Genomic DNA, 22,066 nt, shown 5'->3' with positions numbered 1-22,066 from the left:
TCGTGCGCAAAGGTCGCGCGCTACAGGCGGGTGCGTCAAGTGTTTGCGCGGACATTGCGCGTGCGGCGGTGCATATATGCGCAAAGCTTAGGCACAAGGAGAAACCAGATGGGCCCGTTTCCGCACAACGCACCAAAATCGCAGATCACCGCGGACAACCCGGCGGGAACCGACGGGTTCGAGTTTGTCGAATTTGCCAGCCCCGATCCCGAAGAATTGCGGACCGTGTTCCGGCGCATGGGCTACGCGCTGGTGGCACGGCACAAGCAGATGCAGATCGAACTGTGGCAGCAGGGCGATATCACCTATGTGCTGAACGCCGATCCAGACAGTTTTGCCGCCCGCTTTGTCGAAGATCATGGGCCCTGTGCGCCCTCGATGGGCTGGCGCGTCGCGGATGCGCAGCACGCGTTCGAACGTGCCGTGGCGCTGGGGGCGACGCCCTATGAGGGCGACGGCAAGGTGCTGGACGTGCCTGCGATTTATGGCATCGGCGGCAGCCTCATCTATTTCGTGGATCAGTATCACGACACCTCGCCCTATAACGGCGAATACGAGTGGCTGGCACAGTCCAAGCCGCGCGGCGTCGGGTTCTTTTACCTCGATCACCTGACTCACAACGTCCACAAGGGGAACATGGACACGTGGTTCCGGTTCTACGGGGACTTGTTCAACTTCAAGGAAATCCGGTTTTTCGATATCGAGGGCAAGTTTACCGGGCTGTTCAGCCGGGCGCTGACATCGCCCTGCGGGCGCATCCGTATTCCGATCAACGAAGACCGTGGAGAGACGGGCCAGATCGTGGCCTATCTGAAAAAGTACAACGGCGAGGGCATTCAGCACATCGCCGTGGGGTCCGACGACATCTATGACAGCACGGATGCGATTGCGGCAAACGGGCTGAAATTCATGCCCGGCCCGCCCGACACCTATTACGACCTGTCCAAAACGCGCGTTGCCGGCCACGATGAGCCGCTGGACCGGATGAAACGGCACGGCATCCTGATTGACGGCGAAGGGGTCGTGGACGGGGGCGAGACCAAGATCCTGCTCCAGATCTTTTCAAAGACCGTGATCGGGCCGATCTTCTTTGAGTTCATTCAGCGCAAGGGCGATGACGGCTTTGGCGAGGGGAATTTCAAAGCGCTGTTCGAGAGCATCGAGCAGGAGCAGATCAACGCGGGTGAACTGGCGGCGGAATAGGCGGGCGCCGCCTATCCGCTGGGCATTTTGAGCACGAGGTTGCGCCCACCTTTCTGGTAGCGCAGTTCGCTGTCCCCGATTGCGGACACACGACCGCCGTCAAAGCGGTCACCCACCTGCACCTTTTGATAGCGACCATTGCCCAGACGGACGAGGGCGCGCCGGTCCGATGGCGTGCCATAGACGCCGATCAGGTTGACGCGCCGCAGGTTGATGGCATCGCGCACCGTTGCCTCGCGCGTGACCGAGGCAGAAGAGGGGATGGACGGTGTGACCGTGCGCGGCGCGACGCTGGCCACGCGCGTGTCCGTGTTGACGGTCGAGCCGCGGTTTTGCTGGCGCTGTGTGCGGGTGACGATCCGGTCGAAATTGCGCGGGCGCACCGTGGGGCGCAGCACCGGATCGACCGGTGGCAGCACGGCGGCGGTCAAGGCCTCTTCGATGGCCTCGTCCGGCACGGTCTGAGGTGTTGGTGTCTCCAGCAACTCTTGCGGGGCAAGCGGGCGCAGGCGCGGCCGGTATGTGGCCAGTTCGGTGCGCAGCAGCCCCCCCAACGTCGCCCTTTCATTCTGTTCGACCAGATCGCCGGGGCGTGCCTGTGGCCGTACACCGGCCAGCAGGCTGTTCGGGTCGGCTGTGGTCGGATCCTCGGCAAAGCGGGTGGGGGTCAGCGGTGGCTTCAGCGGCGGCGGTCCAAGGACGACGGTATAGCCATCCGGGCTTAGCGTGCCACCGGGTGTGGGGATGATGAACCCGTTGTCGTCGCGGGCAAAATTCGTGCCGGGCGCGGCCGGGTTGGACACCTCCGGCAATGCCGCGTCGGTCTGCAACGTGTCGGCGCGGGGCAGGGCCACCGCGTCCAGCGCCGGGCTGACCGGGTCGATGCCCGTCAGGTAGAAATCCTCAAGCGGGATGAGCGGCGGGGCGTCGGGCACCTGCGGTGCCTTGGGCCAGATACCGGTCACAGCATAGCGCGCCTCAAGTGCTGCGGCGTCCAGTTCTTCGGGCGCTTGCGGCGCGGGCAGCGGATCGCGCAGCGCATCAAGCACCGCGGCATCCTCTTCGGACAGACCATCGGCGAGGTCCTCGTTCAAGGACGCCACCGCGATGCCTTCGGCGGTGTCGGTCTCGGGTTCGACATGGGTGGTGGCGCCGACATCTTCGGCCAGCGTGGCCTCGGCATCGTCGGGCAGGGTCGAGGCGAGGGTGCGGTCGCGCTGGAACAGACCGGCGATACGGTCGTCAAGGTAGACCGATGCGAGCGCAGCGACCCCCGCAAGGAACAGGATCAGGATCGCCGTCAGGATCAGGCCCAAGAACCGCGGCTTGCCACCTGTCTGGCTGCCGTCACGCGCGCCAAAAATCGTCATGCGCTGCGCTTCGGCCTGCGCGCCGGGGGCACCTGCGACAGCCACCTGCGCCGGGGCGCTGCGGCGTGACAGGAACCCGCCGCCGCTGCGTGGGGGTGGCGCTGGTTCTTCGGTCCGCGCGGCAAATTCGGGCGTGGTGGTCAGGCTTTCGGCGAAAGAGGCGGGCGGTGCAAGCGGTGCCTTGCCGGGGGAGTGCGCCACCCGCGCCGGTGGTGTGGTCAGGTCCGAGGCGTCGCGTGTCACACCGCCCAGCGGCGCGGGCGCAACAGGCGTGTTGCGACGGCTGGCAAAGCCGAGCGTGGGCGGGGTTGTCGCCTCTTCTGCGTCGTCTTCATCGCCCAGATCGTCGTCGTTCAGATCGCTGTCCACCGGTTCGAACCGCAGGGCGGGACCGGGGGTGGCATCGTCGGCATCGGCCAACGCAACGTCGGGCAGGGTATCGTCTTCGGGCTGGTCCGTATCGGCATCTGGGTCGTCTGCCGCCTCATCTGCAGCATCTGCCGCGTCTTCGACATCGCCGATGACCACGACCCGCACCCCATCGGCCACAACCGGGTCGCCAGCGGGCAGGATCGCGCGCGCATGTGCCGCCGTTCCGAACCACGGCTCGCCCAGAAACCCCTGATCCATGGGCGCGGCGACAAAGCTGACCGGGTGGAAGTGGTGTTCGCTGGCAAAGGCTTCGGCCTCGGCAAGAGTTTCGCGGGCGACAGCGGCCACATGGGTTGTGCCGCCTTCTTCGCAGATGTCAAAAACAAGCGTGTCCACGGAATAGGGTGTGGCCCCGTCCAGCGCGGCACGGGCCGCATCGCGCCGCGCCTCTGCGTCGACCTCGCCGGTGTCGATGCTCAGATATTTGATCTGGTCGTCGGGAATGATGAGCTTGGTGCGCAGCGGAGCGCTGTCCAGCTTGGCCGCAGCTTTGCGCAGCGCTTCCAGATCGCCGTTGAGATCGGCGCTGGTCACCGGCACTTCGCCCACACGGCGCCAGCCGCCTGCCGCACGGTGCAACAGCCGGATCCCTTCGAAGGACAGCGAAAGCGCAAAATTCGGTTTCATGACCGGGGTTTGTCAGCTTCTCTTTAACCACAGTACGGCGTGTTGCCTGGGCACAAGATAGTCCAGTCCGGGCGTTAAGAAAAGTAAAAGGCCAAGCGTCGGCAAGGACCGGTCGTGGGATCGGGCGCGCCAGTCCGGCGCGCCCGTCCGATCGTTTAGCTGACCGCCTTGGACAAGGCCTGATCGAGATCGGCAATCAGGTCGTCGGCGTCTTCGATACCGATGGACACGCGCACGACTTCTGGTGCGGCACCTGCTGCGCGTTGTTGTTCTGCCGTCAACTGCCGGTGCGTGGTCGACGCCGAGTGAATGATGAGCGAGCGCGCATCGCCCAGGTTCGCCACATGGGAAAAGATTTCAAGCGCGTTCACCAGCTTGACGCAGGCGTCATAACCGCCTTTGACCGCAAAGGTGAACAGGCCCCCCGCGCCGCGCGGGCAGATCGTCTTGACCCGGTCGAAATAGGGCGACGATTTGAGGCCCGCATAGGTGACGTAATCGACGCGGTCGTCCTTTTCGAGCCACTGGGCGATTTTAACCGCGTTTTCCACGTGCCGGTCCATGCGCAATGACAGGGTTTCGGTGCCCATCAGCGTGTAATGGGCCGCCTGTGGGTTCATGGTCATGCCCAGATCACGCAGGCCGATGGCGATGCCGTGGAAGGTAAAGGCGAGCGGTCCAAAGGTCTCGTGGAACTTGAGCCCGTGATAGGCCGGTTCGGGCGCGCTGAGCGACGGGAACTTGTCATTGGCGGACCAGTCGAATTTGCCGGAATCCACGACGCAGCCGCCGGTGACGGTGCCGTTGCCGGTCAGGTATTTGGTCGTCGAGTGCACCACCAGCGTGGCCCCGTGTTCGATGGGACGGCAGAGGTAGGGCGTGGCCGACGTGTTGTCGACGATCAGCGGGATTTCGGCGGCGTCCGCAATGGCCGAAATCGCGTCGAGGTCGGTGATATAGCCGCCGGGGTTGGCAATCGCCTCGCAGAAGATCGCGCGGGTGTTGTCGTCGATGGCCGCCTTGACGGCATCAAGGTCGTCAAAGTCGACAAAGGTCGCCTCCCAACCAAACCGTTTGATCGTCTGGCTGAACTGCGTGACCGTGCCGCCATAAAGGCGGGTGGACACCACCACGTTCAGGCCCGGCGCCATCAGCGGGAACAGCGCCATGAGCTGGGCCGCGTGCCCGGACGAACAGCAGACCGCGCCCACGCCCCCTTCGAGTGTGGCGATACGTTCCTGCAGAACGGCCACGGTGGGGTTGGTCAGGCGCGAGTAGATGTAGCCGACCTCTTGCAGGTTAAAGAGGGCGGCGGCGTGTTCGGCATCGCGGAACACAAAGGCGGTGGATTGGTAGATCGGCGTTTGGCGCGCGCCCGTGGCGGGGTCGGGCCGTGCGCCGGCGTGGATTTGCAGCGTGTCAAAGCCGTAGGTGGGGCCGTCGGTCATGGAGATGTCCTTTGCAGTGCAGAAATACGCGTTGGCGTACACCTACGGCAAAGGCGACGGGGGCGGCAAGAGCGTGGGCGCGCTTTGCTCAGGCGGTGCGAACGGCGGGCAGGGATTCGTAAAGCTCGGGAAAGGCCGTCACGGTATAGTCGACGATTTCGATGCGCGGATGCAGATCCATCGCGCCCTGATAGGTTGCATAGCGGACTTGGTTGGTGCGCAGGCACGTGCCCGCGGCATCCAGATGGTCCCATTCGATCCAAACGCTGGAATAGCCGCGCACGGGCAAGCCTTGTGCCACCAGGCGCGGACGCATTTTGACCGTGCCGATGGCGAGAATGGCGTCGCGGTACATCGACAGGGCTTCTTTCAACGTGTCGGGGCTGCCGAACACGATCAGTTCACCATTGCAATATAGCGGAAGGGGATAGGCGAAGTAGCGCGTGATGTGATCCAGCCGACCGTCGATGAGGGCGTCGGCAAGGCACGACAAAACAGTGGTAATGGAGCGTGACATCTCTGCCTCCATACGATGACAATGTTTGGGTGGTGTACGTGTTATGTAAGTACGAACTTTGCGCGCGCAAAGTCTGTAATCGACCCGTTTTGCGCCGGAATCGCCCCGCGTCCCAAAGTGACGTGGCGTCGCCCCGTCAGCGCATCCAAAAGCCGTTGGATTTGATGCGATTGCGGATCGCCTGTTCTTTGCGCGGCATGTCATTTTGGTCAAACAGCGCGCGCACCTTGTCGCCGCGGCCCTGATAGACCATCCGCTTGATCGGGTCGTAGGATTTCAGCACCTTCTTGATCTTGTTGGGGGCTGCGATCTCTTCGAGCGTGGCAATCACCGCCTCGCTTTCGCGGGCATAAAGCAGCGGGAACATGCGGTAATGGCAGCTATGCGTACCGTCGAGCATCCCGTGCACGGCGCTTTTGCGGCTGCCCCCCAGCGCATGAATGACCAGTGGCAGCGCCACCTGATCCAGCCATGGGTCCAGAGACTGGCACACCAGCGCGCGGGGCGGGTCGTCGCGGATGGCCAACGCGTATTCGGTGAACAGTTTGCCGAACTTCTGCGGGCACGCGCCAAAGAAGTAGCCCGCGTTGAAATAGAGATATCGGCCCCAGTATTCATCCGGTTCGTTGGGGTCGATGCTGCTGGCAAAATCGAGGCCGAACTTGTCATAGAGCGACGACCATATCTCGGTATAGCCGGGGCCATAAAGCTCGATCTCGGGCCACGTTCCGGTGCGCCGCATTGAGGCGGATGGGGTGTTGAAATCAAAGGGCAGGGTACTGATTTCGTCGAGGATCAGCGTGTCGGTGTCAAAGAACACGAACGGCTCGCCCTTGGGCAGGGCGGCCAGCATCTCGATCTTGTTGCCATAAGGGTAATGTGCGCCGAAATGCGGGGTCTCAAAGGGCACGATTTCCGCGCCCAGATCGGTGAGCGTCTGGCGCACATCCTCTTGGGCGATGCGCGGATCGCCCTCCCAATTGGGTCCCGGCTGTGGTTCGGCGACCAACAGGTGGCCTTGAAATCCGGGGCTTTTGGCGCGCAGTGAGGCGGCAAACAGGATCGCCTCAAAGGACAGGCGGCCCCTTTGGCCGACAATGGCGATATTGAAGGGCGCCGTGGTTTTGGCGGCTTTGCGTGGCATGATTTGCTCGGGGTTTTCTGCTCTTGATTGCGGGCAGTATACGCACAGGTACGCTTTCGCAAAAGGGGGCAAACCCGGTCAATACCACTTATTCGGGTGGTTTGTTCAGCAGATCATAGAGCTTTTGTAGCGCTGTGAGCAGCAGGAATGCCCCAATGGCCCAGATCAGAAGTTCAAACGGGGCAAGATCGGTGCCGCGCAACCACTGGGCCACCAGCCCGCCCTGCGGGCGCAGCGCCTCGATCCCGAAAAGCCCGTCGCGGGGCCACAGGCGGAACGTCCAGAACCGCGACACGTAGTAAAGGACAGCCGTGGTCAGCGCCGCAATCAGAAGCCACAGGATGCGTTTCATTCTGCGTCCTCCCCGGCAAGGCGGATGGTGTCGGGCTCGATCTCCCAGACGAGGATATCGCCGCGCCGGGTGATGTTTCCGGCGGCGGTGACAAATTGCGCGACCCAGTCATAGGCGTCGCGCGGCAGGCGGGTGCCATCGGGGCCGGTGACCAGCAGGAATTCTTCGCCCATCACTGGCTGGGTCGAGACAAAGATGGGAGGCACGTCGCCCAGCAGGCACAGGTTGGCGCAGGCCTTGTGCGCTAGACCGCGGCCCGGACGCATCGCCCCGGCCAGACATTTGCCGTCGCAGATTTCACCCGTCAGTTGCCAGCGCCCCTGCGGCTCTATGGGGATGTCGGGCACCTCGCCATCGGTGGCCTGCAACCCGTTCCGCCCGCCGCGCAGCTGCATCATGTAGAGGTCGCCGCGTTCCAGCACGATGCCCGACACCTGCGCCAACTGGCCGTTGAGCGGCATGGCGCGTCCATCCACGCCCGATTTGCCGCCCGCGGTCATCATAAAGCTGTCGCCAACGGCAATGCGGTCGTTGCCTTGGGTCACATGCAGGATCGGGTAGGGGACCATGTCCACCACGCCCGTCACCGTCTGACGCCCATAGTCAAACCGGAACGCACCGGGGCCGGGATCGTCCTGTGCGGCCCCCATAAGATAGCCTGCGCCCGCCATTGCGCCGATCAACAGCACAGCCACGGCGATCAGGAACCCGCGCAGCGGTCCGGGGGCGGGCAGGTAGCCCACGAAAAACGGTTTGTCGCTCATGCCGGAACCTCCGATCCTGTTTGCGGCAAGGCCACGGGTTCGACATAGGTGCCCGGCGGATTGGCGTCGGCGTTGACCTCGACCGTGTTGCCCACAAGGCGGAGGTTGTAGGTCGGCACTTTTTCAGTGAACGGCGCGGGCGAACGGCCCGTGCGCACGTCATATTGGAACCCGTGCCACGGGCAGGTGACAAGGCAGTCGATAATCTTGCCCTCGCCCAGTGGGCCGTTCTGGTGCGCACAGGCATTGGCGATGGCCGACAATTGCCCCTCCATCAGGAAAACTGCGACCCGGTCGCCATTGGGCAGGCGCGTGATCTTGGCGAACCCTTCGCGAAAGGCGGACGCGTCGGCCACGTGGACCCAGTTGCCGTCATGTGCAGCAGCTTTGGCACCGCTTTCGGCGCGCCACGCAGCGAGATGCAGCACCACAACCGCGCCAGCCCCCATGAGGAACAGCGCAGTGAACAGGTGGTTCTGCTGGTCCTGAAGAATGCCAAGGCTGACATGGGCCGCGACCGAGAAATAGGCGGCGTAAATCAGGTAGTGCAGCCGTTTCCAGACGGGGGGCGTCAGGAACTTAAGCCAGAAATCGTGGCTTGTGGCCGCGAGGATCAACAGGCAGAGCAGGGCAAAGATGCCAAACACCTCGAACGGAAATCCGGCCACCTGCCCAAAGCTGGAATTGGCATAGAGCAGGCCCACGAATTTGTCCGAACTGGAAAAGGCAAAATACCAGTTGAGGATGTAGCCCGCGTGCGTCAGCGCCACAAAGGCGGTCATCACCCCGAAATGCCGCCGGTTGTAGAGCAACGGCAGAAATCGCCGGTCCAGCCGCGCCAGCGGCCCGATGCAGAGGATCACGGTCAGCATGACAAAGGCGCAGGCGCCAAAGGCGCGGGCGTTGTGGATTTGCGGGTTGATGGCCGGGTCATATCCCAGCGTCTCGGGCGTCCGGTATAGGAACAGCCACAGGAACGCGGCCACACCCGCAAGCATGATGGCGTCATAGACCCATTTGTTCGGGTTCCACTGAACGGGGATGTATTTGACACTCATTGACCGCTGCCCTCGCTCAGTTGCACGGGGGCTGCATCTGCGGGCCATGTTTGCCGCACGGACAGACCGGCGATGACGATTGCAACGATTGCAACACTCATCGCGATGGCCGCCAACCCGTGCGCGGACCGCACCGGGCGGTAGCGGGCTGCCCATGGGGCGGCCTCCGCCTCGATCTGCCACCAGCGCCACAGCACCAGCGGCCAGATCATCAGAATGCCGGGGATCAGCAGCGGGCGAAAGACATAGGCCCCCTGCGCATCTTCGTCGATCCGGTCAATGCCAACCGTCAGAAAGGCGACGGCAACCAATGCGCCGATGATGCCCCAAACTTGCAAGGCCAGAACGATGGCCTGAGCGATGTCCATGCGGCACCTCTTTGTCTTTCCACGTCTTTACGCGCGGACCGTAACAAGCGTTCCGCCCGGCGCAAAGTCACAAACCGGCCCACGGGGGCCGGTTTGGCAAATTGTGATCGGTTGGGGCCGTATCAGCTGGTGGTTGGCCAGCCAAGTGCCCGCGAAAACGGCTTGTCCCCGCCGCGAATGGACGAGTTTGACCGGTTGCCGCGGGACAGCAGGCCCATCGGCCAGAAACCGCCTGACATATGGCGTCCGCCCGGCATGACGGAGGATCCGCGGTCCTTGCGCGACACCAGCGGCATCGGCCAGAACCCAGAGGACCGTTTGCCGGACCGACCCTTGGCCGAATTGCGTTCCTTGCGCGGGCTCACCATGCGCATGGCCAGCGCGTCCGAAAGCCGCCCGCCGTCATAGCCGGAAGTGTCGAGGCGCAGGGTCAGGAACAAGGGGTGTTCGTCGAGGATGCTGGGTGCCTTTTCCGGCGTGTCGGTCATATAATAGTCGTCCACCACGTCACCGGTGTCCACGGTGTCCATCTTGGCCAGCATGTCGCGCACCATGGTTGCGGCGGTGAGCGGGCGATAGGTGGTGCGCACAACCAGCAGGGATTTTCCGGATGTGATGGCGGTGGCGTAGGTGTCCATCGCATCCGGGTGCACGTGGGCCGCCTCCATCAGGGGGCGGGCGTCATTGCCTTCGGCTGGGCCGATGACGGTGACGGCACGGCTGGGCACGCCGCAAAAGATGATGCGCTCGCGGGCGTGCGATGCTGCTGCGTGCGCGTCAAAGAGACGGGTGATAATCGTGGTCATGGTACCTCCACCGGGTTGGGATATGTCGTATGAGCCTCTGGCTCTGTCGAAGCAGGAGCGCGCGCGCGCAGGCGACCCCGGACAAGCGGACCCAGCACAAGACATGCAAGGGCCAGCATGGTGATTTCGACGGCAAACACCGCCACATAGGGCAGGGCAGGGGCGGTGGTCGCGCTGTCGGTGGCGGCAAGGATCACGTCGCGCAGGATACCGGCGGCCGCGATACCGATGCCTGCGGCGGTGGCCTGCACGGCACCCCATGCCCCCAGTGCCATGCCAATGCGGTTCTTGGGGGCGGTGCGAATAACAGCCGTGAGTGTAGCGTGGCCAAACAGGCCCGCCCCAAGGCCCGTGGCCAGCGTGCCCAACAGGAACAGCGCCGTGCCGGTGCTGCTGCCGATCATCTGTGCGGACAGAATGATGGCGGCAAAGCCCGGCAGGCCAACGACCGCGCCCAGCCGTGCAAACCGGGCGGCGTCCGCGCCCTGACCCAGCCACCGCGAGGCGATGCCAAACCCCACAAGCGTGCCCGCAGCCAGCAGCGCCGTCAGCTTGGTCGTGCTGGCGACCGTCAGGCCCAGCACTTGCCCGCCATAGGGCTCCAGCAGGACATCGGCCATGCCAAACCCAAAGGTGCCCAGAGCGATCACGGCGAGCAGCCGCTTGGTGCCCGGAATGCGTATCAGCGCCTGCCACGCGACGGCAAACTGTTCCTTGGTCTGGACCTTCATCTGCGCGGCGCGGGCGCGGCTGCGCGCCTCTTGTTTCCACATCGCGGTCAGGTTCAGGGCCACGGTGACGACGGCGGCCCCCTGGATCACCTGGATCAGCCGCCCGGGCGTGTAATGGGTCAAAAGCGCGCCGAACACCAGCGCGCTGACAACCATGCCCACCAGCAGCATCACGTACATCAGGCCAACCACTTTTGGCTGGTCGGCGTCGTCGACAAGGTCGGTGGCCAGCGCAAGGCCAACGGTCTGCACCATATGCACCCCGGCACCCACCAGCAGGAATGACAGCGCGGCGGAGGAATAGCCAATCCAGCGCGGCGCATCGATCGCCTCGCCGTAGCCTGACAGGACCAGCAGCGCAAAAGGCATAATGGCAAAGCCGCCGAATTGATACAGAGTGCCCTTCCAGATGTAGGGCGCGCGCCGCAATCCCAGCGCGGACACATGCGTGTCGGATTTGAACCCGATCAGCGCGCGCAGGGGCGCAAACAGCAGCGGCAGCGCCAGCATCCCGGCCACGAGGCTGGCGGGGACAGACAATTCAACGATCATCACGCGGTTCAATGTGCCTGCCAGCAGCACAAGTGCCATGCCCACGGTCACCTGAAACAGCGACAGCCGCATCAGGCGGCTCAGCGGCACATCGTCCGAGGCGACATCGGCAAAAGGCAGGTATTTCGGCGCCAGCGCCGCCAGTTTGCGTGTGGCAAAGGTGCGATAGTCCGTCATGGTGAATGTCGCAGGCTCGCAGGGGGGAGAGCGGCGTGCAGCCGCTGCCAAAGGCAAACGGCCCGCAGGGGATGCCTGCGGGCCGTCATGATTTAGCGCGTGATCAGCGCCGCACCGGTTTCGGCGCTGGCGTGCTGTTCTGGCGGTGCGAGGATCGCCTTGACCGGCGTTCCGTCGGACATGATGATCGTCACCTCATTGGTGCCGGGCATCACATACCCCGCCTTGGCGGTCTGGTTTTTCTGCTCCATGCGCAGCGCCGCCTCTTCGGCGTCACCGGCACCCAGCTCCTGTCCGGAGAGGAAGTCCGACACCCACGACGTGTTTGTCAGAACAGCCACGTGGACGGCAAAGGACCCAACGGCCACAGCGCTCAGGAACAGTGGAACACCCACGGTCGGCTTCACGACGAGCCACATCTTTGCATTGTTCATGACGTGCCTCCTTTATCCGAGCCAGGGGGTGGAAACGGCCACCAGAATATGTGCCAGCAGCGCAATGGCGCCAAACACACGTGTGCCGTCGATGAGGTAGCTGTGCACCTCTTCTGCTTCTTCAAGCGTCAACCCTGTGGGCCACACCTTGTCTTCATTATCCGCCACGTCGAATCCTCCGTAATAGGCGTGGACCAAGGACGAATATTGCCGTCTCGTCTGGGTCCGATGGAAATTTGACGCACACTGTTCCCGCAAGGGTGTCAGGAAAAGTGTACAATTGCAAATGTAAATTTTCCTTTACGCTTGCCGATTGTGCACTATTGCGCAGCAAATTCAGGCCCAAGCGGTGCAGCTTTCCGCATGTTTCCGTCCGCCAAATGCGGCAGTTTCAGAATGCAGGCTTTGGCTAACGCTTTGACCTCTTGAGATTTTACCGGCGTTTGTCGCGCGCGACGCGTTCGTGGCCGCGATCAGGTCACTGGTTCTGCGCAGGGCGCTTTGCCCTGTTGAGGCGCGGGACATCCACCGCATCGTCCATGCCCAGAAATCCATTGAATGCACCGCTGGAAAACGCGTCCATCGTGCCCGCGCAAAACCGGTCACTGTCGGCAAAGAATGCCTCCACCCCGGCCTCATAGGCTGCCTTTGCGCGCAAAAAGCCCGCTTTGGTGGCGTCGCCCGCGCACAGGTCCATGGCGACAAGTGGATAGCCGTACCTGCCACTGTCAAAGGCAATATTCAGTTTGCTTTCAACGTCTTTTGGCGCGTTGTTCTGGTCAGCAGCGGCGTCCAGCATACCTGAAAAGGAGGTCCACCACGCCTCTGGATCGCGCTTGATCAACAAGAATCGGGCGTCGGGAAAGGTTTGCGCCGCCTGACGGTAATACTGCGTCCCGCCAAATGGTGCGTCGCTGAACACGTCGAACCCATGCGCAACACGATCAATCAGGTCGAAATCCTGCTTGTGCGCCGCCAGCATCAGAAAGTTGGTCTTGTGATCCTTCCAATTGCCATCACAGACCCGATGTCCAAGCCCACGCATCATCGCGCCGAATGAGGTGGTTCCGGTCTTGGGAAGGCTGAGGTTGAAAATCTTCATGTTGTGCCAGGTGCCTTTGCGGGTGGGGCGCAGCATCGGTTGCCGCGTGTCCATACGCAAGAGACCAGAATCGGGTATGCCAATGGTCGCACGGACGGGACACACCGATGGCCGACGCCGATTGAAACTGCGGTGCAGAACCAGGTTTATGCGGAAGAAGTGGTGGGCGACCCTGGAATCGAACCAGGCGTGCGTCTCCGCGAGGGAGTTACAGTCCCCTGCCACACCTTGCGGCCTGTCGCCCACTGCGCCAATAAGGGCAAACCCCGGTTTGGCGTGAGCGCGTGATTACCGGGCGGCCCCCAAGGGGTCAAGGGCGAAAATGGGCAGGGCGGGGCAGCACGGCATGGCAACGAAAAAGCCGAAATGGGTGGTCGCAAAAGAGCAGGCCAAAAAGGCCGAAGCGGCCACGACCGTTTGGCTTTTTGGTCTGCACGCTGTGCGTGATGCGCTGATGAATCCCAAGCGCGAAAAATTGCGGCTGATTGTGACGTTGAATGCGTTGGGCAAGCTGGAAGAGGCGGTGGCGCACTCGGGGATGGAGCCGGAAATGGCTGACCCGCGCCGCTTTCCTGCGCCGCTGGATCCGGGATCAGTGCATCAGGGTGCTGCGCTGGAGGTGAGGCCGCTGGATTGGGGCAGCCTCGACGATGTGGCCATCGGTGCGCAGGTGCCGCGCCTGATCCTGCTCGACCGGGTGACGGACCCGCACAATGTGGGCGCGATCCTGCGCTCGGCCGAAGTGTTTGGGGCATCCGCCGTGATCGGCACTCGGCACCATTCCGCCCCGGAGACCGGCGCGCTGGCCAAAACGGCGTCGGGCGCGCTGGAACGGCAACCCTATTTGCGGGTGCGCAATCTGGCAGATGCCATCGTGGCTCTGCAAGGGATGGGGTATCTGGTCCTTGGGCTGGACGGCACGGCGGAGGTCAGTGTGGAAGATGCGCTTGACGGGCGGCGCGATGCCCCCGTGGCGCTGGTGCTGGGGGCCGAAGGCCCTGGTCTGCGGGACAAGACCAAGGCGACCTGCGATATGCTGGTACGCATCGACGCAGCGGGCGGATTTGGCTCGCTCAACGTTTCAAATGCGGCGGCGGTCGCCCTATATGCCACCACAAGACGACCCCAAGGAGGCTGACATCGCGCATCCGACCAAAATCGCCACCTGCTGTTATTGCGGGACCCGCGCCGCACTGGTTTTGACCGGGCGGGATCGGCACGAACTGGCCTGTTCCAGCTGTGGCGCTCCGCTGCACGACCTCAAGATGCTGCCCAAAAAGAAACAGGGCGACCGCGAACTGGTGCGCCCATCGGCTGTGCGCGGCCGCGTCAAATCGGGGCCAAAGCCCAAAAAGCGCAAAAACAGGATGCGCCGCTTTGCCGACATCTTCGAAGATGCCTTCGACATCATCGAAGATATCCTCGACTGATCGCCTGCGCCTTAACCTTGCGTTCACAGATTTGCGAGACGGTCTTTATTGAGCGGCAGACATGCTTATCTGTCTTTCATGAGCTGCGGGTCTGGAACCCCCGCAGATACATTCACTGTCCCTCGTTCCGTACCTTGCGCCCCGCCTTGATGGTCGGGGCGCTTTTTTCTGGCGGCGCTTTGCGGTAGCGGTGGCGCATGACCCAATATTCCGATGCCCATTTGCGTGATGTTCTAAAGCGGACAAAGTCCGTGGCGGTGGTGGGTGTGTCCACAAACCCTGTGCGGCCCAGCTATTTTGTGGCGCGCTATCTGTCGCTCAAAGGGTTCGAAGTCCATCCGGTCAACCCCGTCTACGCAGGACAAACCCTGCTGGGCCGCGAAATCGTGGCCGGGTTGGGGGATATCACGGCAAAGGTCGACATGGTCGACATCTTTCGCCGGTCCGATGCCGTGCCGGAAATTGTGGACGAAGCACTGGCAGTGTTGCCCGCGCTCAGAACGATCTGGATGCAGATCGGGGTGGAACATGCCGCCGCCACGGCCAAGGCCGAAGCGGCGGGTGTCACGGTCATTCAGAACCGCTGTCCCAAGATCGAATATCAGCGCCTGTTTGGCGAATTGCGCATGGGCGGTTTCGCAACCGGCGTGATCTCGTCCAAGCTGCCCTAGCGGACGCGCTTCCACGTCTGGCTTTGACAGACGGGGCCAAGGCAGCCCGACACTTTCATCCGGTTGCCCTGCACCTGCATTTTGCCCGCATAGGTACGGTTGTGTGCGGGCACAAAAGCCTGCCCTTCGTAGACAGAACCTGAACCGGTCATATCCCAGAACACCCGCTTGCCCACAGTTGGCGCAGCGACGGGCGCGCCGGAGGGGCCAAACACCTCGACGATTGTACCGCAATAGCCTGATCCACACCGGGTGGATTTGACATGCGCCACCTGACCCTTTCGGTCGGGCTCGGTGCGCCAGATCCCTTCGGGACCCGCCGCCAGAGCGGCAGATGTTCCAAGTGACAGTGCACCGGCAAGCAGTGCGGCAAGTGTGTGATGAAGTTTCATGAGTCTCGTCCCATGTCGTGTCTGGGCCTAACGCGAACCGACGACAATCGGTTCCAGCTTGGCACGACTGGACGATATATTGCATCCGTTCGGCGCAGAACAAGATGCGTGCGCAAGACCATGACCAAAAGGGGCCCGGTCTTGCGCGGAAAAGCGCTCAGGCTTGATTACTTGACCTTGGTCCAGGTCTGACCAAGGCAGATCGGGCCGATGCAGCCGGACACTTTGAGCGAATTGCCGTTCATGGTCATTTTTGAGCGATAGACCTTGTCATTGGACGGACGCCAGATTTTGCCTGAACCGTATTTGCCATTGCCTTCGGGTGTCATGTCCCAAACGATCCGCTTGCCGACATTGTCCGATGCGATGGGGCCTGACGCATCAAATGCCTTTGCAATTGTGCCGCAGATATCCGATCCGCACGTCTTCATCGCAATATGCGCGTACGCGCCATCGTCGACTTCGGTTTTCCAGACGCCCTCGACGGGGTCGGCGGCCAGGGCGGCACCTGCGCCTGCAAGTACCAGCGCCGTGGCTGCAAAAAGCGTTTTCATGTATGTCTCCTCCGCATGATGGCCAAAACCTTGGGGCAAGGCGGGCTGTTATGGCAAGAATGACCTTGGGTCGCGTTGCAAATGACGTGACGGACTGGCATGTGCCGCCCGAGACAATTCCTGACAAGGCGCGTGCCCATGATCCTCTATCCCGCCATCGACCTCAAAGACGGTGCAGCCGTGCGGCTTGTCCATGGCGAGATGGACAGCGCCACGGTGTTCAACGACGACCCCGCCGCGCAGGCGCGCAGCTTTGTGGAGGCGGGATGCGAATGGTTGCATCTGGTCGATCTCAACGGGGCCTTTGCCGGAACGCCGGTGAACGCTGCTCCGGTGGAGGCTATTCTTGCGGCTTGCGATGTGCCTGCGCAACTGGGGGGTGGTATCCGCGATATGGCCACAATCGAGGCGTGGTTGGACAAGGGCCTTGCCCGTGTGATCCTGGGCACGGTGGCGGTTGAAAACCCCGACCTCGTGCGCGACGCGGCGCGGGCTTTCCCGGGACATGTGGCGGTGGGCATTGATGCCCGTGGGGGCCGCGTGGCCACCAAGGGCTGGGCCGAAGAGACGGATGTGGACGCAACCGATCTTGCCAAGTCATTCGAGGATGCGGGCGTGGCGGCCATCATTTACACCGACATCAACCGCGACGGCGCTATGGGGGGGCCAAACGTGGCCGCCACCGAGGCGCTGGCGCGCGCGGTGGACATCCCCGTCATTGCATCCGGTGGTGTATCGTCGTTGGACGATCTGACGAACCTCAAGGCCACAGGCGTGATCGCGGGCGCGATCTCGGGCCGTGCCCTTTATGATGGCGCCATTGATCTGTCGGCGGCACTGGCCGCTCTGAAAGGGTAGGGGGTGACGGGGTGAAACCCCGTCGCCGCTACTGCGCCACGCCGTCCGTGAACTTGGCCAGCGCACCCGTCATCACGTTCAGATAGGCCGCGTCTTCGGACACGCCGCCCAGTTTCTCCAGCATTGCCTTGGGGTCTTCGTAGGCAATCATCGTCTTGCCGGTGCCATCTTCGAACACCAGCACTTTGAGCGGCAGGAACAGACCCGCCACCGGGTCGTCTTTCATGGCGGGCGTGCCGACCTTGGGGTTGCCAAAGATCAAGAGCTGCGAGGCACCGATATCTTCGCCGATGGACTGCGCGCCAGCGCCATGATCCACCCGCGCAAAGACGGTGATGCCGGCGCCTTCCATGGCGCTTGCCAGCGCGTCCACGGTTTCGGCCACGCCACCGGCTGCCTGCTTGCGGATGATCCCGTTGTCACCCGCCATCGCCGCGCCTGCCATTGCCATCATCAAAATCCACCCAAATACAATTCGCATATCCTGTCCTCCGTCTTGTAACCTGTTCGACTTTGCATGAGCCCGGTCCAAGGCCCACACACCTTTGCGTGATAGGCGGCGGTCCTCCCATGTCTCTGTCCCGAAAAATCCCGGGGTGAGGCCGCAGGCCGAGGGGCAGAGCCCCTTTCCCCGGCGTGCAAAGCGCACTACACCCACCCCCATGTTGAAAACCCGTATCATCCCTTGTCTCGACGTGGCCGATGGGCGCGTGGTCAAGGGCGTCAACTTTGTTGATCTGATCGACGCCGGCGATCCGGTCGAGGCGGCGCGCGCCTATGACGCCGCGGGCGCGGACGAGCTGTGTTTTCTCGACATTCATGCGACCCATGAAAACCGCGGCACGATGTTCGATCTGGTGCAGCGTACAGCCGAGCAGTGCTTTATCCCGCTGACCGTGGGTGGCGGTGTGCGCACGGTTGCTGATGTGCGCGCGCTGCTTTTGGCAGGAGCCGACAAGGTGTCGTTCAACTCCGCCGCTGTCGCAGACCCTGATGTGTTGACGCGCGCGGCGGATCAGTTTGGCAGTCAGTGCATCGTCTGCGCCATCGACGCCAAGACCGTTGCGCCGGGCCGTTGGGAGATTTTCACGCATGGCGGGCGCAAGCCAACGGGCATCGACGCGGTTGACTTTGCGCGCACCGCAGCCGCCAAAGGCGCGGGCGAGATCCTGCTGACCTCCATGGACCGCGACGGCACGCGTGCGGGGTTCAACCTGCCACTGACGCGCGCCATTTCGGACGCAGTGCCCATTCCGGTGATTGCATCGGGTGGCGTCGGCACGCTGGATCACCTCGTCGATGGCGTGACCAAAGGCGGCGCATCAGCGGTGCTGGCTGCTTCGATTTTTCACTTTGGTGATTTCACCATCGCCGAGGCCAAGGCGCATATGGCCGCTGCGGGCATCCCGATGAGGCTGACATGACCCTCAACGACCTATACGCCACGATCCTTGCCCGCAAAGGGGCGGACCCCGACAGTTCATGGACCGCCAAATTGCTGGCCAAGGGCCCGGAAAAATGCGCCGAGAAGTTTGGCGAAGAAGCGGTCGAGGCGATCATAGAAGCCGTCCGGGATGACAAGGTCGCCCTCACATCGGAGGCCGCAGACGTTCTTTATCACCTGCTGGTGATGCTTGCTGCACGGGACGTGCCCCTGGACGATGTTCTGACTGAACTGGCGCGGCGGCAGGGCACCTCTGGCATTGCGGAAAAGAACGCGCGCGGCTGAATATTGTCGGTTTGCACGGTTTCGAGGTCCAGTCGCGCGCGGATGCAAAGCGCGCCGCACTGATGTCGCACAAAGAGGGCCATTTTGCCGCTGTGCAGGGTCATGGTGTTATGGCAGGGCCCACCTGTCACGCTTGCCCTGCCGGATGCACCGATTATTGACGCCTGATCCACAAAAGAGGCCATTGCGCGCACGCATTGGGATCGAGAGCACCGCCAGACGAAATTTTGGCGGCGCCTTATGTCATACGTCGCAGGGTGCCGTCGCAACCCCGGTTTGCGTGGGCGTTGCCGCGCAGTCCCATGGGCCGGGTGTGGTGTGCACGGGGCGCAATGCCGCTTAGGGTGCCCAAGTCAGGAAATTGCGGATCATGCGCAGGCCGACGTCCTGGCTCTTTTCCGGGTGAAACTGCATCCCCAGCATGGTGTCGCGCCCGACAATGGCGGTGACATCGCCCGCGTAATCGACATGGGCCAAACGCTCTGCCGGGTTGGTCACGTGGAACTGGTAGGAGTGGACGAAATAGGTGTGGTCGCCTGATGCCACGCCCTCAAACACCGGATGCGGTGTTTCAATCACCAGATCGTTCCAGCCCATATGCGGGACCTTCAGCGCAGGGTCTTGGGGCGTGATGCGCACCACGTCACCATCGATCCAGCCAAGACCCGCCGTGTCCTCGTATTCTCGCCCCCACGTGGCCATCAACTGCATCCCGACGCAGATACCAAGGAAAGGCCGCCCGCGCTGCTCGACGGCCTCGCGCAGCGCGTCATAGATGCCGCCCGCCCCGCGCAGCGCTGCCGCGCAGGCCGGAAAGGCCCCGTCGCCCGGCAACACGATCCGGTCAGCCCGCGCCACCAGATCGGCGTCCGCAGTGACAACCACGTCGCCCGCATCCGCGTCCAAAGCCATGCGTTCAAACGCCTTCTGGGCCGAATGCAGATTGCCGCTTTCGTAGTCGATCAGGACCGTGAGGCTCATAGAGCGCCCTTGGTCGACGGGATCGCATCGGCGCGTCGCGGGTCCACCTCCAGCGCGTCGCGCAGGGCGCGTGCCACCGCCTTGAAGGCGGCCTCGGCTATGTGGTGCGCATTCAACCCGTGGAGCATGTCCACGTGCAACGTGATGCCACCATGGGTGCTGAGCGCCTGAAAGAATTCGCGCACCAGTTCCGTGTCAAAGGTTCCGATCTTGTGCGTCGGCATGTCCACGTTCCACACAAGGAAGGGTCGGCCCGACAGATCGAGTGCCGCACGCACCAGCGCGTCATCCATCGGCAGCAGGCACGATCCATAGCGGCGGATGCCCGTCTTGTCGCCCATCGCGGCAGTCAATGCCTGACCAATGGCAATGCCCACATCCTCGACCGTGTGATGGTCGTCAATGTGCAGATCACCCGCGCACCGCACCGTCATGTCGATAAGGGCATGACGCGCCAACTGGTCCAGCATGTGGTCAAAAAAACCGACACCGGTCTGGTTGTCATAGCGTCCGGTCCCGTCGAGGTTCAGTTCGACCGATATGTCCGTCTCGGCGGTGGTGCGCGTGATGGTGTGGCTGCGCATGGGGCAGGCTCCTGCAATCGTTCCGCGCTTCTATAGGGGGCAGGGGCCTGTGGGCCAAGGGCCAGTGCAGCGTGAAGCGCAAAGCGTGGTTTTGCAGCACAGTGGGCACACATGGTCCCCGAAACGACGAAGGGCCGCCCGTTGGCGACCCTGTCAGTCCTTCTCCGAAGAGGAGAAATTGGAGCGGGCGAGGCGATTCGAACGCCCGACCCTAACCTTGGCAAGGTTATGCTCTACCCCTGAGCTACGCCCGCTTCCTTGGGTGGGGGTCAGATACTTATCTCGCGGGCTGGCTGCAAGAGGAAAAATGGGGGCAGTCAAAAAATAGCGCGCTCACGCGACGGAAAGCGACATGCGCCGCGTTGAATGGGGATGGCACGGATGAAACAGATCGCGACCCGCTTGGTCGTCTTGTTGACCGCTGCGGCGCTCAGCCTGTGGGTGGGGTTCGCGCAAGCCCATGACGGGCTGCATGGGCAGGACCTGACCATCAGCGGCCTGTCCGCTTCTGCGGCGGCGCTGGACCTGCCCGAGCCGCTGCCGGTTGAATTTGCGCAGGACACCGCAATCTCGACCCGGTTGCGCTTCAACACAGAGCCGCCGGGCAATTTTATGTTGAACATTGGTTTCGGCGCAGCCGGGCAGGGCGGCGTCGTGGTCATCCCGGATCGGGCGCAGGCGATGTCTGGATTGCACAAGGAGCGTTGAAATGTTGGCAAGTTGGAGCACGTGGAAACTGATGATGCTGAGCGTGGCGATTGTGGTGGCCTGTGTCGCGCAATCAGATGCACAGCCCAAGCTGCTCCAACACAGCGCGACGGAGGCGGGAGACATCCCGCTGGCGAATGCACGTCAACAGGTGCGCGGCGGGCACGGTGAGATGGCAGTCGTCGGACGCACACGCATCATCACCTCCAACGGTGTGCCCACACACAGGGTTGGTCAATTTCCGAACGCGCGCAATCCGAACCCTAGGGTGGGCCCGCGTCACAGGTTCGAAATGCCGGTATCGCCGCGCCTTGGTGCTGCACGTCCCTTGCCGCGCGGTGCTTCCTTTGGCGTGGCGGTGAACGACGTGCCCTTTGATCCCAACGCAGCCGAATTCTGGTAATGCAACCCGCGCAGTGGCTGGCACTACAATGCGATGGGTGGGGCCGTGGCACTGGGGCTGGAGGCAAACCATGCCCACGTGCGGCGCGCAAGGCCATACCATTGCATGGACTGCCCGTCGGGTTGATGCAGCCGCTTGGCTGGTCATCCTCAGAGGCGTCGCCACTGATCGGCTATGCCGCTGACGGTTTTCCCATCTAAGCGCTCAGCAGGTCAGGCGCGCTGGATCAGGTCCCAACGATTGCCGAACGGGTCGCGAAAGACCGCGACCGTGCCATAGGGTTCATGGCGCGGGGCTTCTTCGAACGTGATCCCCTCGGCTTGTGTCAGTCGCGCATGGTCACGCGCAAAATCATCCGTTTCCAGAAACAACCAAACGCGGCCCGCGCCCTGTTGCCCGATGGCGGCCTGTTGCGTTGGCCCGTCCGCGCGCGCGAGAATGATGGAGGTTTGCGCACCCGGCGCGCGCACCTCAACCCAGCGTTTGCGCCCTTGATTTTCGTCCGCAATCAACGAGAACCCCAGCGTACCGCAGAAAAAGGCGATACCGGTGTCGTAGTCCGGCACGAGGATGGAGAAAGCGGTTATGTGCATTTTTGAACCATTGATCTGTAGGAATACCAGTTTTTTGCAAATTTGCGCGACGTATGTTCGGTAGCAGACAACAAATGA

The 22,066-nt window shown here is 62.7% G+C and carries 29 protein-coding genes and 2 tRNA genes; 10 read left to right on the top strand and 21 right to left on the bottom strand.

Annotated features, from left to right (window positions below; genetic code table 11):
* The first annotated feature begins 108 nt into the window (after positions 1-108).
* On the top strand, positions 109-1,203 hold the full coding sequence (gene hppD, locus Q1A85_RS08900) for a 4-hydroxyphenylpyruvate dioxygenase (RefSeq protein WP_299687401.1): 1,095 nt from the start codon (positions 109-111) through the stop codon (positions 1,201-1,203).
* 11 nt (positions 1,204-1,214) lie between these two features.
* On the opposite strand, the gene Q1A85_RS08895 is transcribed toward hppD, so the two are convergent.
* The 14 genes from Q1A85_RS08895 to Q1A85_RS08830 form a co-directional block, all read right to left on the bottom strand.
* Positions 1,215-3,632 carry a hypothetical protein gene (locus Q1A85_RS08895; protein WP_299687400.1) on the bottom strand — a complete coding sequence of 806 codons (2,418 nt, stop codon included), beginning with the start codon at positions 3,630-3,632 and terminating at the stop codon, positions 1,215-1,217.
* A gap of 155 nt (positions 3,633-3,787) precedes the next feature.
* The gene (locus tag Q1A85_RS08890) at positions 3,788-5,080 is read right to left on the bottom strand and encodes an O-acetylhomoserine aminocarboxypropyltransferase/cysteine synthase family protein (RefSeq protein WP_299687399.1); all 1,293 of its coding nucleotides are present in this window, start codon (positions 5,078-5,080) and stop codon (positions 3,788-3,790) included.
* A gap of 88 nt (positions 5,081-5,168) precedes the next feature.
* Entirely contained in the window at positions 5,169-5,597 is a 429-nt protein-coding gene (locus tag Q1A85_RS08885) for a hypothetical protein (protein WP_299687398.1), read from the bottom strand.
* Between the two features lie 136 nt (positions 5,598-5,733).
* Entirely contained in the window at positions 5,734-6,741 is a 1,008-nt protein-coding gene (locus Q1A85_RS08880) for a hypothetical protein (RefSeq protein ID WP_299687397.1), read from the bottom strand.
* An 88-nt stretch (positions 6,742-6,829) separates the two neighbouring features.
* On the bottom strand, positions 6,830-7,093 hold the full coding sequence (locus Q1A85_RS08875; RefSeq protein ID WP_299687396.1) for a hypothetical protein: 264 nt from the start codon (positions 7,091-7,093) through the stop codon (positions 6,830-6,832).
* Entirely contained in the window at positions 7,090-7,857 is a 768-nt protein-coding gene (locus Q1A85_RS08870; protein ID WP_299687395.1) for a hypothetical protein, read from the bottom strand. The genes Q1A85_RS08875 and Q1A85_RS08870 overlap by 4 nt, the downstream gene beginning before the upstream one ends.
* On the bottom strand, positions 7,854-8,915 hold the full coding sequence (locus Q1A85_RS08865; protein WP_299687394.1) for a Rieske 2Fe-2S domain-containing protein: 1,062 nt from the start codon (positions 8,913-8,915) through the stop codon (positions 7,854-7,856). Before Q1A85_RS08865 ends, Q1A85_RS08870 begins: the two co-directional genes overlap by 4 nt.
* Positions 8,912-9,283, bottom strand: a complete 372-nt coding sequence (locus tag Q1A85_RS08860) for a hypothetical protein (protein ID WP_299687393.1) — start codon at positions 9,281-9,283, stop codon at positions 8,912-8,914. The genes Q1A85_RS08865 and Q1A85_RS08860 overlap by 4 nt, the downstream gene beginning before the upstream one ends.
* Positions 9,284-9,405: 122 nt before the next feature.
* A complete protein-coding gene (locus Q1A85_RS08855; RefSeq protein ID WP_299687392.1) occupies positions 9,406-10,089 on the bottom strand; it encodes a hypothetical protein in 684 nt (227 codons plus the stop codon).
* On the bottom strand, positions 10,086-11,549 hold the full coding sequence (locus Q1A85_RS08850) for a PucC family protein (protein ID WP_299687391.1): 1,464 nt from the start codon (positions 11,547-11,549) through the stop codon (positions 10,086-10,088). Before Q1A85_RS08850 ends, Q1A85_RS08855 begins: the two co-directional genes overlap by 4 nt.
* A gap of 92 nt (positions 11,550-11,641) precedes the next feature.
* Positions 11,642-11,983, bottom strand: coding sequence for a light-harvesting protein (locus Q1A85_RS08845; protein WP_299687390.1), 342 nt, complete (start codon positions 11,981-11,983; stop codon positions 11,642-11,644).
* Between the two features lie 12 nt (positions 11,984-11,995).
* Complete coding sequence (pufB, locus tag Q1A85_RS08840; protein WP_299687389.1) at positions 11,996-12,151, bottom strand: light-harvesting antenna LH1, beta subunit; 156 nt, start codon at positions 12,149-12,151, stop codon at positions 11,996-11,998.
* A gap of 310 nt (positions 12,152-12,461) precedes the next feature.
* Positions 12,462-13,139, bottom strand: a complete 678-nt coding sequence (locus tag Q1A85_RS08835) for a sulfotransferase (protein WP_299687388.1) — start codon at positions 13,137-13,139, stop codon at positions 12,462-12,464.
* 106 nt (positions 13,140-13,245) lie between these two features.
* Positions 13,246-13,329: transfer RNA gene (locus Q1A85_RS08830), tRNA-Tyr, on the bottom strand.
* A gap of 102 nt (positions 13,330-13,431) precedes the next feature.
* On the opposite strand from Q1A85_RS08830, the gene rlmB reads away from it, so the two are divergent.
* The 3 genes from rlmB to Q1A85_RS08815 all read left to right on the top strand — a co-directional run bounded on the left by rlmB (position 13,432) and on the right by Q1A85_RS08815 (position 15,186).
* Positions 13,432-14,223 (top strand): 23S rRNA (guanosine(2251)-2'-O)-methyltransferase RlmB, encoded by a 792-nt coding sequence (gene rlmB, locus Q1A85_RS08825; RefSeq protein ID WP_299687387.1) that lies wholly within the window; start codon positions 13,432-13,434, stop codon positions 14,221-14,223.
* Entirely contained in the window at positions 14,192-14,515 is a 324-nt protein-coding gene (locus Q1A85_RS08820; RefSeq protein WP_299687386.1) for a hypothetical protein, read from the top strand. The genes rlmB and Q1A85_RS08820 overlap by 32 nt, the downstream gene beginning before the upstream one ends.
* A gap of 197 nt (positions 14,516-14,712) precedes the next feature.
* Positions 14,713-15,186 (top strand): CoA-binding protein, encoded by a 474-nt coding sequence (locus Q1A85_RS08815; RefSeq protein ID WP_299687385.1) that lies wholly within the window; start codon positions 14,713-14,715, stop codon positions 15,184-15,186.
* Here the strand turns inward: Q1A85_RS08815 and Q1A85_RS08810 are convergent.
* Both Q1A85_RS08810 and Q1A85_RS08805 read right to left on the bottom strand, forming a co-directional pair.
* Positions 15,183-15,578: a DUF2147 domain-containing protein gene (locus Q1A85_RS08810; protein WP_299687384.1), complete on the bottom strand. Its 396-nt coding sequence runs from the start codon at positions 15,576-15,578 to the stop codon at positions 15,183-15,185. The genes Q1A85_RS08815 and Q1A85_RS08810 overlap by 4 nt on opposite strands.
* 167 nt (positions 15,579-15,745) lie before the next feature.
* On the bottom strand, positions 15,746-16,132 hold the full coding sequence (locus tag Q1A85_RS08805; protein WP_299687383.1) for a DUF2147 domain-containing protein: 387 nt from the start codon (positions 16,130-16,132) through the stop codon (positions 15,746-15,748).
* A gap of 138 nt (positions 16,133-16,270) precedes the next feature.
* Here Q1A85_RS08805 and hisA point away from each other — a divergent pair, with 138 nt between their 5' ends.
* Positions 16,271-16,990: a 1-(5-phosphoribosyl)-5-[(5-phosphoribosylamino)methylideneamino]imidazole-4-carboxamide isomerase gene (gene hisA, locus Q1A85_RS08800; protein WP_299687382.1), complete on the top strand. Its 720-nt coding sequence runs from the start codon at positions 16,271-16,273 to the stop codon at positions 16,988-16,990.
* Between the two features lie 28 nt (positions 16,991-17,018).
* Here the strand turns inward: hisA and Q1A85_RS08795 are convergent, their stop codons facing one another.
* A complete protein-coding gene (locus tag Q1A85_RS08795) occupies positions 17,019-17,471 on the bottom strand; it encodes a DUF302 domain-containing protein (protein WP_299687381.1) in 453 nt (150 codons plus the stop codon).
* A gap of 181 nt (positions 17,472-17,652) precedes the next feature.
* Between Q1A85_RS08795 and hisF the strand changes: the two genes are divergently transcribed.
* Together hisF and Q1A85_RS08785 are read left to right on the top strand one after the other, a co-directional pair.
* Positions 17,653-18,414, top strand: a complete 762-nt coding sequence (hisF, locus tag Q1A85_RS08790; RefSeq protein ID WP_299687380.1) for an imidazole glycerol phosphate synthase subunit HisF — start codon at positions 17,653-17,655, stop codon at positions 18,412-18,414.
* Positions 18,411-18,719, top strand: coding sequence for a phosphoribosyl-ATP diphosphatase (locus tag Q1A85_RS08785; RefSeq protein WP_299687379.1), 309 nt, complete (start codon positions 18,411-18,413; stop codon positions 18,717-18,719). Before hisF ends, Q1A85_RS08785 begins: the two co-directional genes overlap by 4 nt.
* Before the next feature lie 339 nt (positions 18,720-19,058).
* On the opposite strand, the gene hisH is transcribed toward Q1A85_RS08785, so the two are convergent.
* The 3 genes from hisH to Q1A85_RS08770 all read right to left on the bottom strand — a co-directional run bounded on the left by hisH (position 19,059) and on the right by Q1A85_RS08770 (position 20,538).
* Complete coding sequence (gene hisH / locus Q1A85_RS08780) at positions 19,059-19,700, bottom strand: imidazole glycerol phosphate synthase subunit HisH (RefSeq protein WP_299687378.1); 642 nt, start codon at positions 19,698-19,700, stop codon at positions 19,059-19,061.
* On the bottom strand, positions 19,697-20,284 hold the full coding sequence (gene hisB, locus Q1A85_RS08775; protein WP_299687377.1) for an imidazoleglycerol-phosphate dehydratase HisB: 588 nt from the start codon (positions 20,282-20,284) through the stop codon (positions 19,697-19,699). The genes hisH and hisB overlap by 4 nt, the downstream gene beginning before the upstream one ends.
* A gap of 179 nt (positions 20,285-20,463) precedes the next feature.
* Positions 20,464-20,538 (bottom strand) — tRNA-Gly (locus tag Q1A85_RS08770).
* 127 nt (positions 20,539-20,665) lie between these two features.
* Here Q1A85_RS08770 and Q1A85_RS08765 point away from each other — a divergent pair.
* The 3 genes from Q1A85_RS08765 (at position 20,666) to Q1A85_RS08755 (ending at position 21,595) form a co-directional block, all read left to right on the top strand.
* A complete protein-coding gene (locus Q1A85_RS08765; protein WP_299687376.1) occupies positions 20,666-20,992 on the top strand; it encodes a hypothetical protein in 327 nt (108 codons plus the stop codon).
* Between the two features lies 1 nt (position 20,993).
* Positions 20,994-21,395 carry a hypothetical protein gene (locus Q1A85_RS08760; protein WP_299687375.1) on the top strand — a complete coding sequence of 134 codons (402 nt, stop codon included), beginning with the start codon at positions 20,994-20,996 and terminating at the stop codon, positions 21,393-21,395.
* 101 nt (positions 21,396-21,496) lie between these two features.
* Positions 21,497-21,595: a YHYH protein gene (locus tag Q1A85_RS08755; protein ID WP_299687374.1), complete on the top strand. Its 99-nt coding sequence runs from the start codon at positions 21,497-21,499 to the stop codon at positions 21,593-21,595.
* A gap of 12 nt (positions 21,596-21,607) precedes the next feature.
* Here Q1A85_RS08755 and Q1A85_RS08750 read toward each other — a convergent pair whose 3' ends face one another.
* Positions 21,608-21,988 carry a VOC family protein gene (locus Q1A85_RS08750; protein ID WP_299687373.1) on the bottom strand — a complete coding sequence of 127 codons (381 nt, stop codon included), beginning with the start codon at positions 21,986-21,988 and terminating at the stop codon, positions 21,608-21,610.
* Positions 21,989-22,066 lie beyond the last annotated feature (78 nt).

Origin of the sequence: uncultured Tateyamaria sp. (genome assembly GCF_947503385.1) — a bacterium.
In the GTDB taxonomy this organism is placed as follows: domain Bacteria; phylum Pseudomonadota; class Alphaproteobacteria; order Rhodobacterales; family Rhodobacteraceae; genus Tateyamaria.
The sequence above is the reverse complement of the archived record's forward strand: the minus strand, read 5'-3'. Positions and strand labels throughout refer to the sequence as shown.

Excerpts from the sequence above, each read along its gene's own strand:
- hisB (WP_299687377.1), bottom strand. The coding sequence starts at position 20,284 with ATGCGCAGCCACACCATCACGCGCACCACCGCCGAGACGGACATATCG.
- Q1A85_RS08895 (WP_299687400.1), bottom strand. The coding sequence starts at position 3,632 with ATGAAACCGAATTTTGCGCTTTCGCTGTCCTTCGAAGGGATCCGGCTG.
- Q1A85_RS08845 (WP_299687390.1), bottom strand. The coding sequence starts at position 11,983 with ATGAACAATGCAAAGATGTGGCTCGTCGTGAAGCCGACCGTGGGTGTT.
- Q1A85_RS08765 (WP_299687376.1), top strand. The coding sequence starts at position 20,666 with ATGAAACAGATCGCGACCCGCTTGGTCGTCTTGTTGACCGCTGCGGCG.
- Q1A85_RS08785 (WP_299687379.1), top strand. The coding sequence starts at position 18,411 with ATGACCCTCAACGACCTATACGCCACGATCCTTGCCCGCAAAGGGGCG.
- hisH (WP_299687378.1), bottom strand. The coding sequence starts at position 19,700 with ATGAGCCTCACGGTCCTGATCGACTACGAAAGCGGCAATCTGCATTCG.
- hppD (WP_299687401.1), top strand. The coding sequence starts at position 109 with ATGGGCCCGTTTCCGCACAACGCACCAAAATCGCAGATCACCGCGGAC.
- hisF (WP_299687380.1), top strand. The coding sequence starts at position 17,653 with ATGTTGAAAACCCGTATCATCCCTTGTCTCGACGTGGCCGATGGGCGC.
- Q1A85_RS08750 (WP_299687373.1), bottom strand. The coding sequence starts at position 21,988 with ATGCACATAACCGCTTTCTCCATCCTCGTGCCGGACTACGACACCGGT.
- Q1A85_RS08850 (WP_299687391.1), bottom strand. The coding sequence starts at position 11,549 with ATGACGGACTATCGCACCTTTGCCACACGCAAACTGGCGGCGCTGGCG.
- Q1A85_RS08795 (WP_299687381.1), bottom strand. The coding sequence starts at position 17,471 with ATGCGAATTGTATTTGGGTGGATTTTGATGATGGCAATGGCAGGCGCG.
- Q1A85_RS08760 (WP_299687375.1), top strand. The coding sequence starts at position 20,994 with ATGTTGGCAAGTTGGAGCACGTGGAAACTGATGATGCTGAGCGTGGCG.
- rlmB (WP_299687387.1), top strand. The coding sequence starts at position 13,432 with ATGGCAACGAAAAAGCCGAAATGGGTGGTCGCAAAAGAGCAGGCCAAA.
- Q1A85_RS08865 (WP_299687394.1), bottom strand. The coding sequence starts at position 8,915 with ATGAGTGTCAAATACATCCCCGTTCAGTGGAACCCGAACAAATGGGTC.
- hisA (WP_299687382.1), top strand. The coding sequence starts at position 16,271 with ATGATCCTCTATCCCGCCATCGACCTCAAAGACGGTGCAGCCGTGCGG.
- Q1A85_RS08880 (WP_299687397.1), bottom strand. The coding sequence starts at position 6,741 with ATGCCACGCAAAGCCGCCAAAACCACGGCGCCCTTCAATATCGCCATT.
- Q1A85_RS08860 (WP_299687393.1), bottom strand. The coding sequence starts at position 9,283 with ATGGACATCGCTCAGGCCATCGTTCTGGCCTTGCAAGTTTGGGGCATC.
- Q1A85_RS08875 (WP_299687396.1), bottom strand. The coding sequence starts at position 7,093 with ATGAAACGCATCCTGTGGCTTCTGATTGCGGCGCTGACCACGGCTGTC.
- Q1A85_RS08835 (WP_299687388.1), bottom strand. The coding sequence starts at position 13,139 with ATGGACACGCGGCAACCGATGCTGCGCCCCACCCGCAAAGGCACCTGG.
- Q1A85_RS08855 (WP_299687392.1), bottom strand. The coding sequence starts at position 10,089 with ATGACCACGATTATCACCCGTCTCTTTGACGCGCACGCAGCAGCATCG.
- Q1A85_RS08885 (WP_299687398.1), bottom strand. The coding sequence starts at position 5,597 with ATGTCACGCTCCATTACCACTGTTTTGTCGTGCCTTGCCGACGCCCTC.
- Q1A85_RS08815 (WP_299687385.1), top strand. The coding sequence starts at position 14,713 with ATGACCCAATATTCCGATGCCCATTTGCGTGATGTTCTAAAGCGGACA.
- Q1A85_RS08820 (WP_299687386.1), top strand. The coding sequence starts at position 14,192 with ATGCCACCACAAGACGACCCCAAGGAGGCTGACATCGCGCATCCGACC.
- Q1A85_RS08805 (WP_299687383.1), bottom strand. The coding sequence starts at position 16,132 with ATGAAAACGCTTTTTGCAGCCACGGCGCTGGTACTTGCAGGCGCAGGT.
- Q1A85_RS08810 (WP_299687384.1), bottom strand. The coding sequence starts at position 15,578 with ATGAAACTTCATCACACACTTGCCGCACTGCTTGCCGGTGCACTGTCA.
- Q1A85_RS08890 (WP_299687399.1), bottom strand. The coding sequence starts at position 5,080 with ATGACCGACGGCCCCACCTACGGCTTTGACACGCTGCAAATCCACGCC.
- Q1A85_RS08870 (WP_299687395.1), bottom strand. The coding sequence starts at position 7,857 with ATGAGCGACAAACCGTTTTTCGTGGGCTACCTGCCCGCCCCCGGACCG.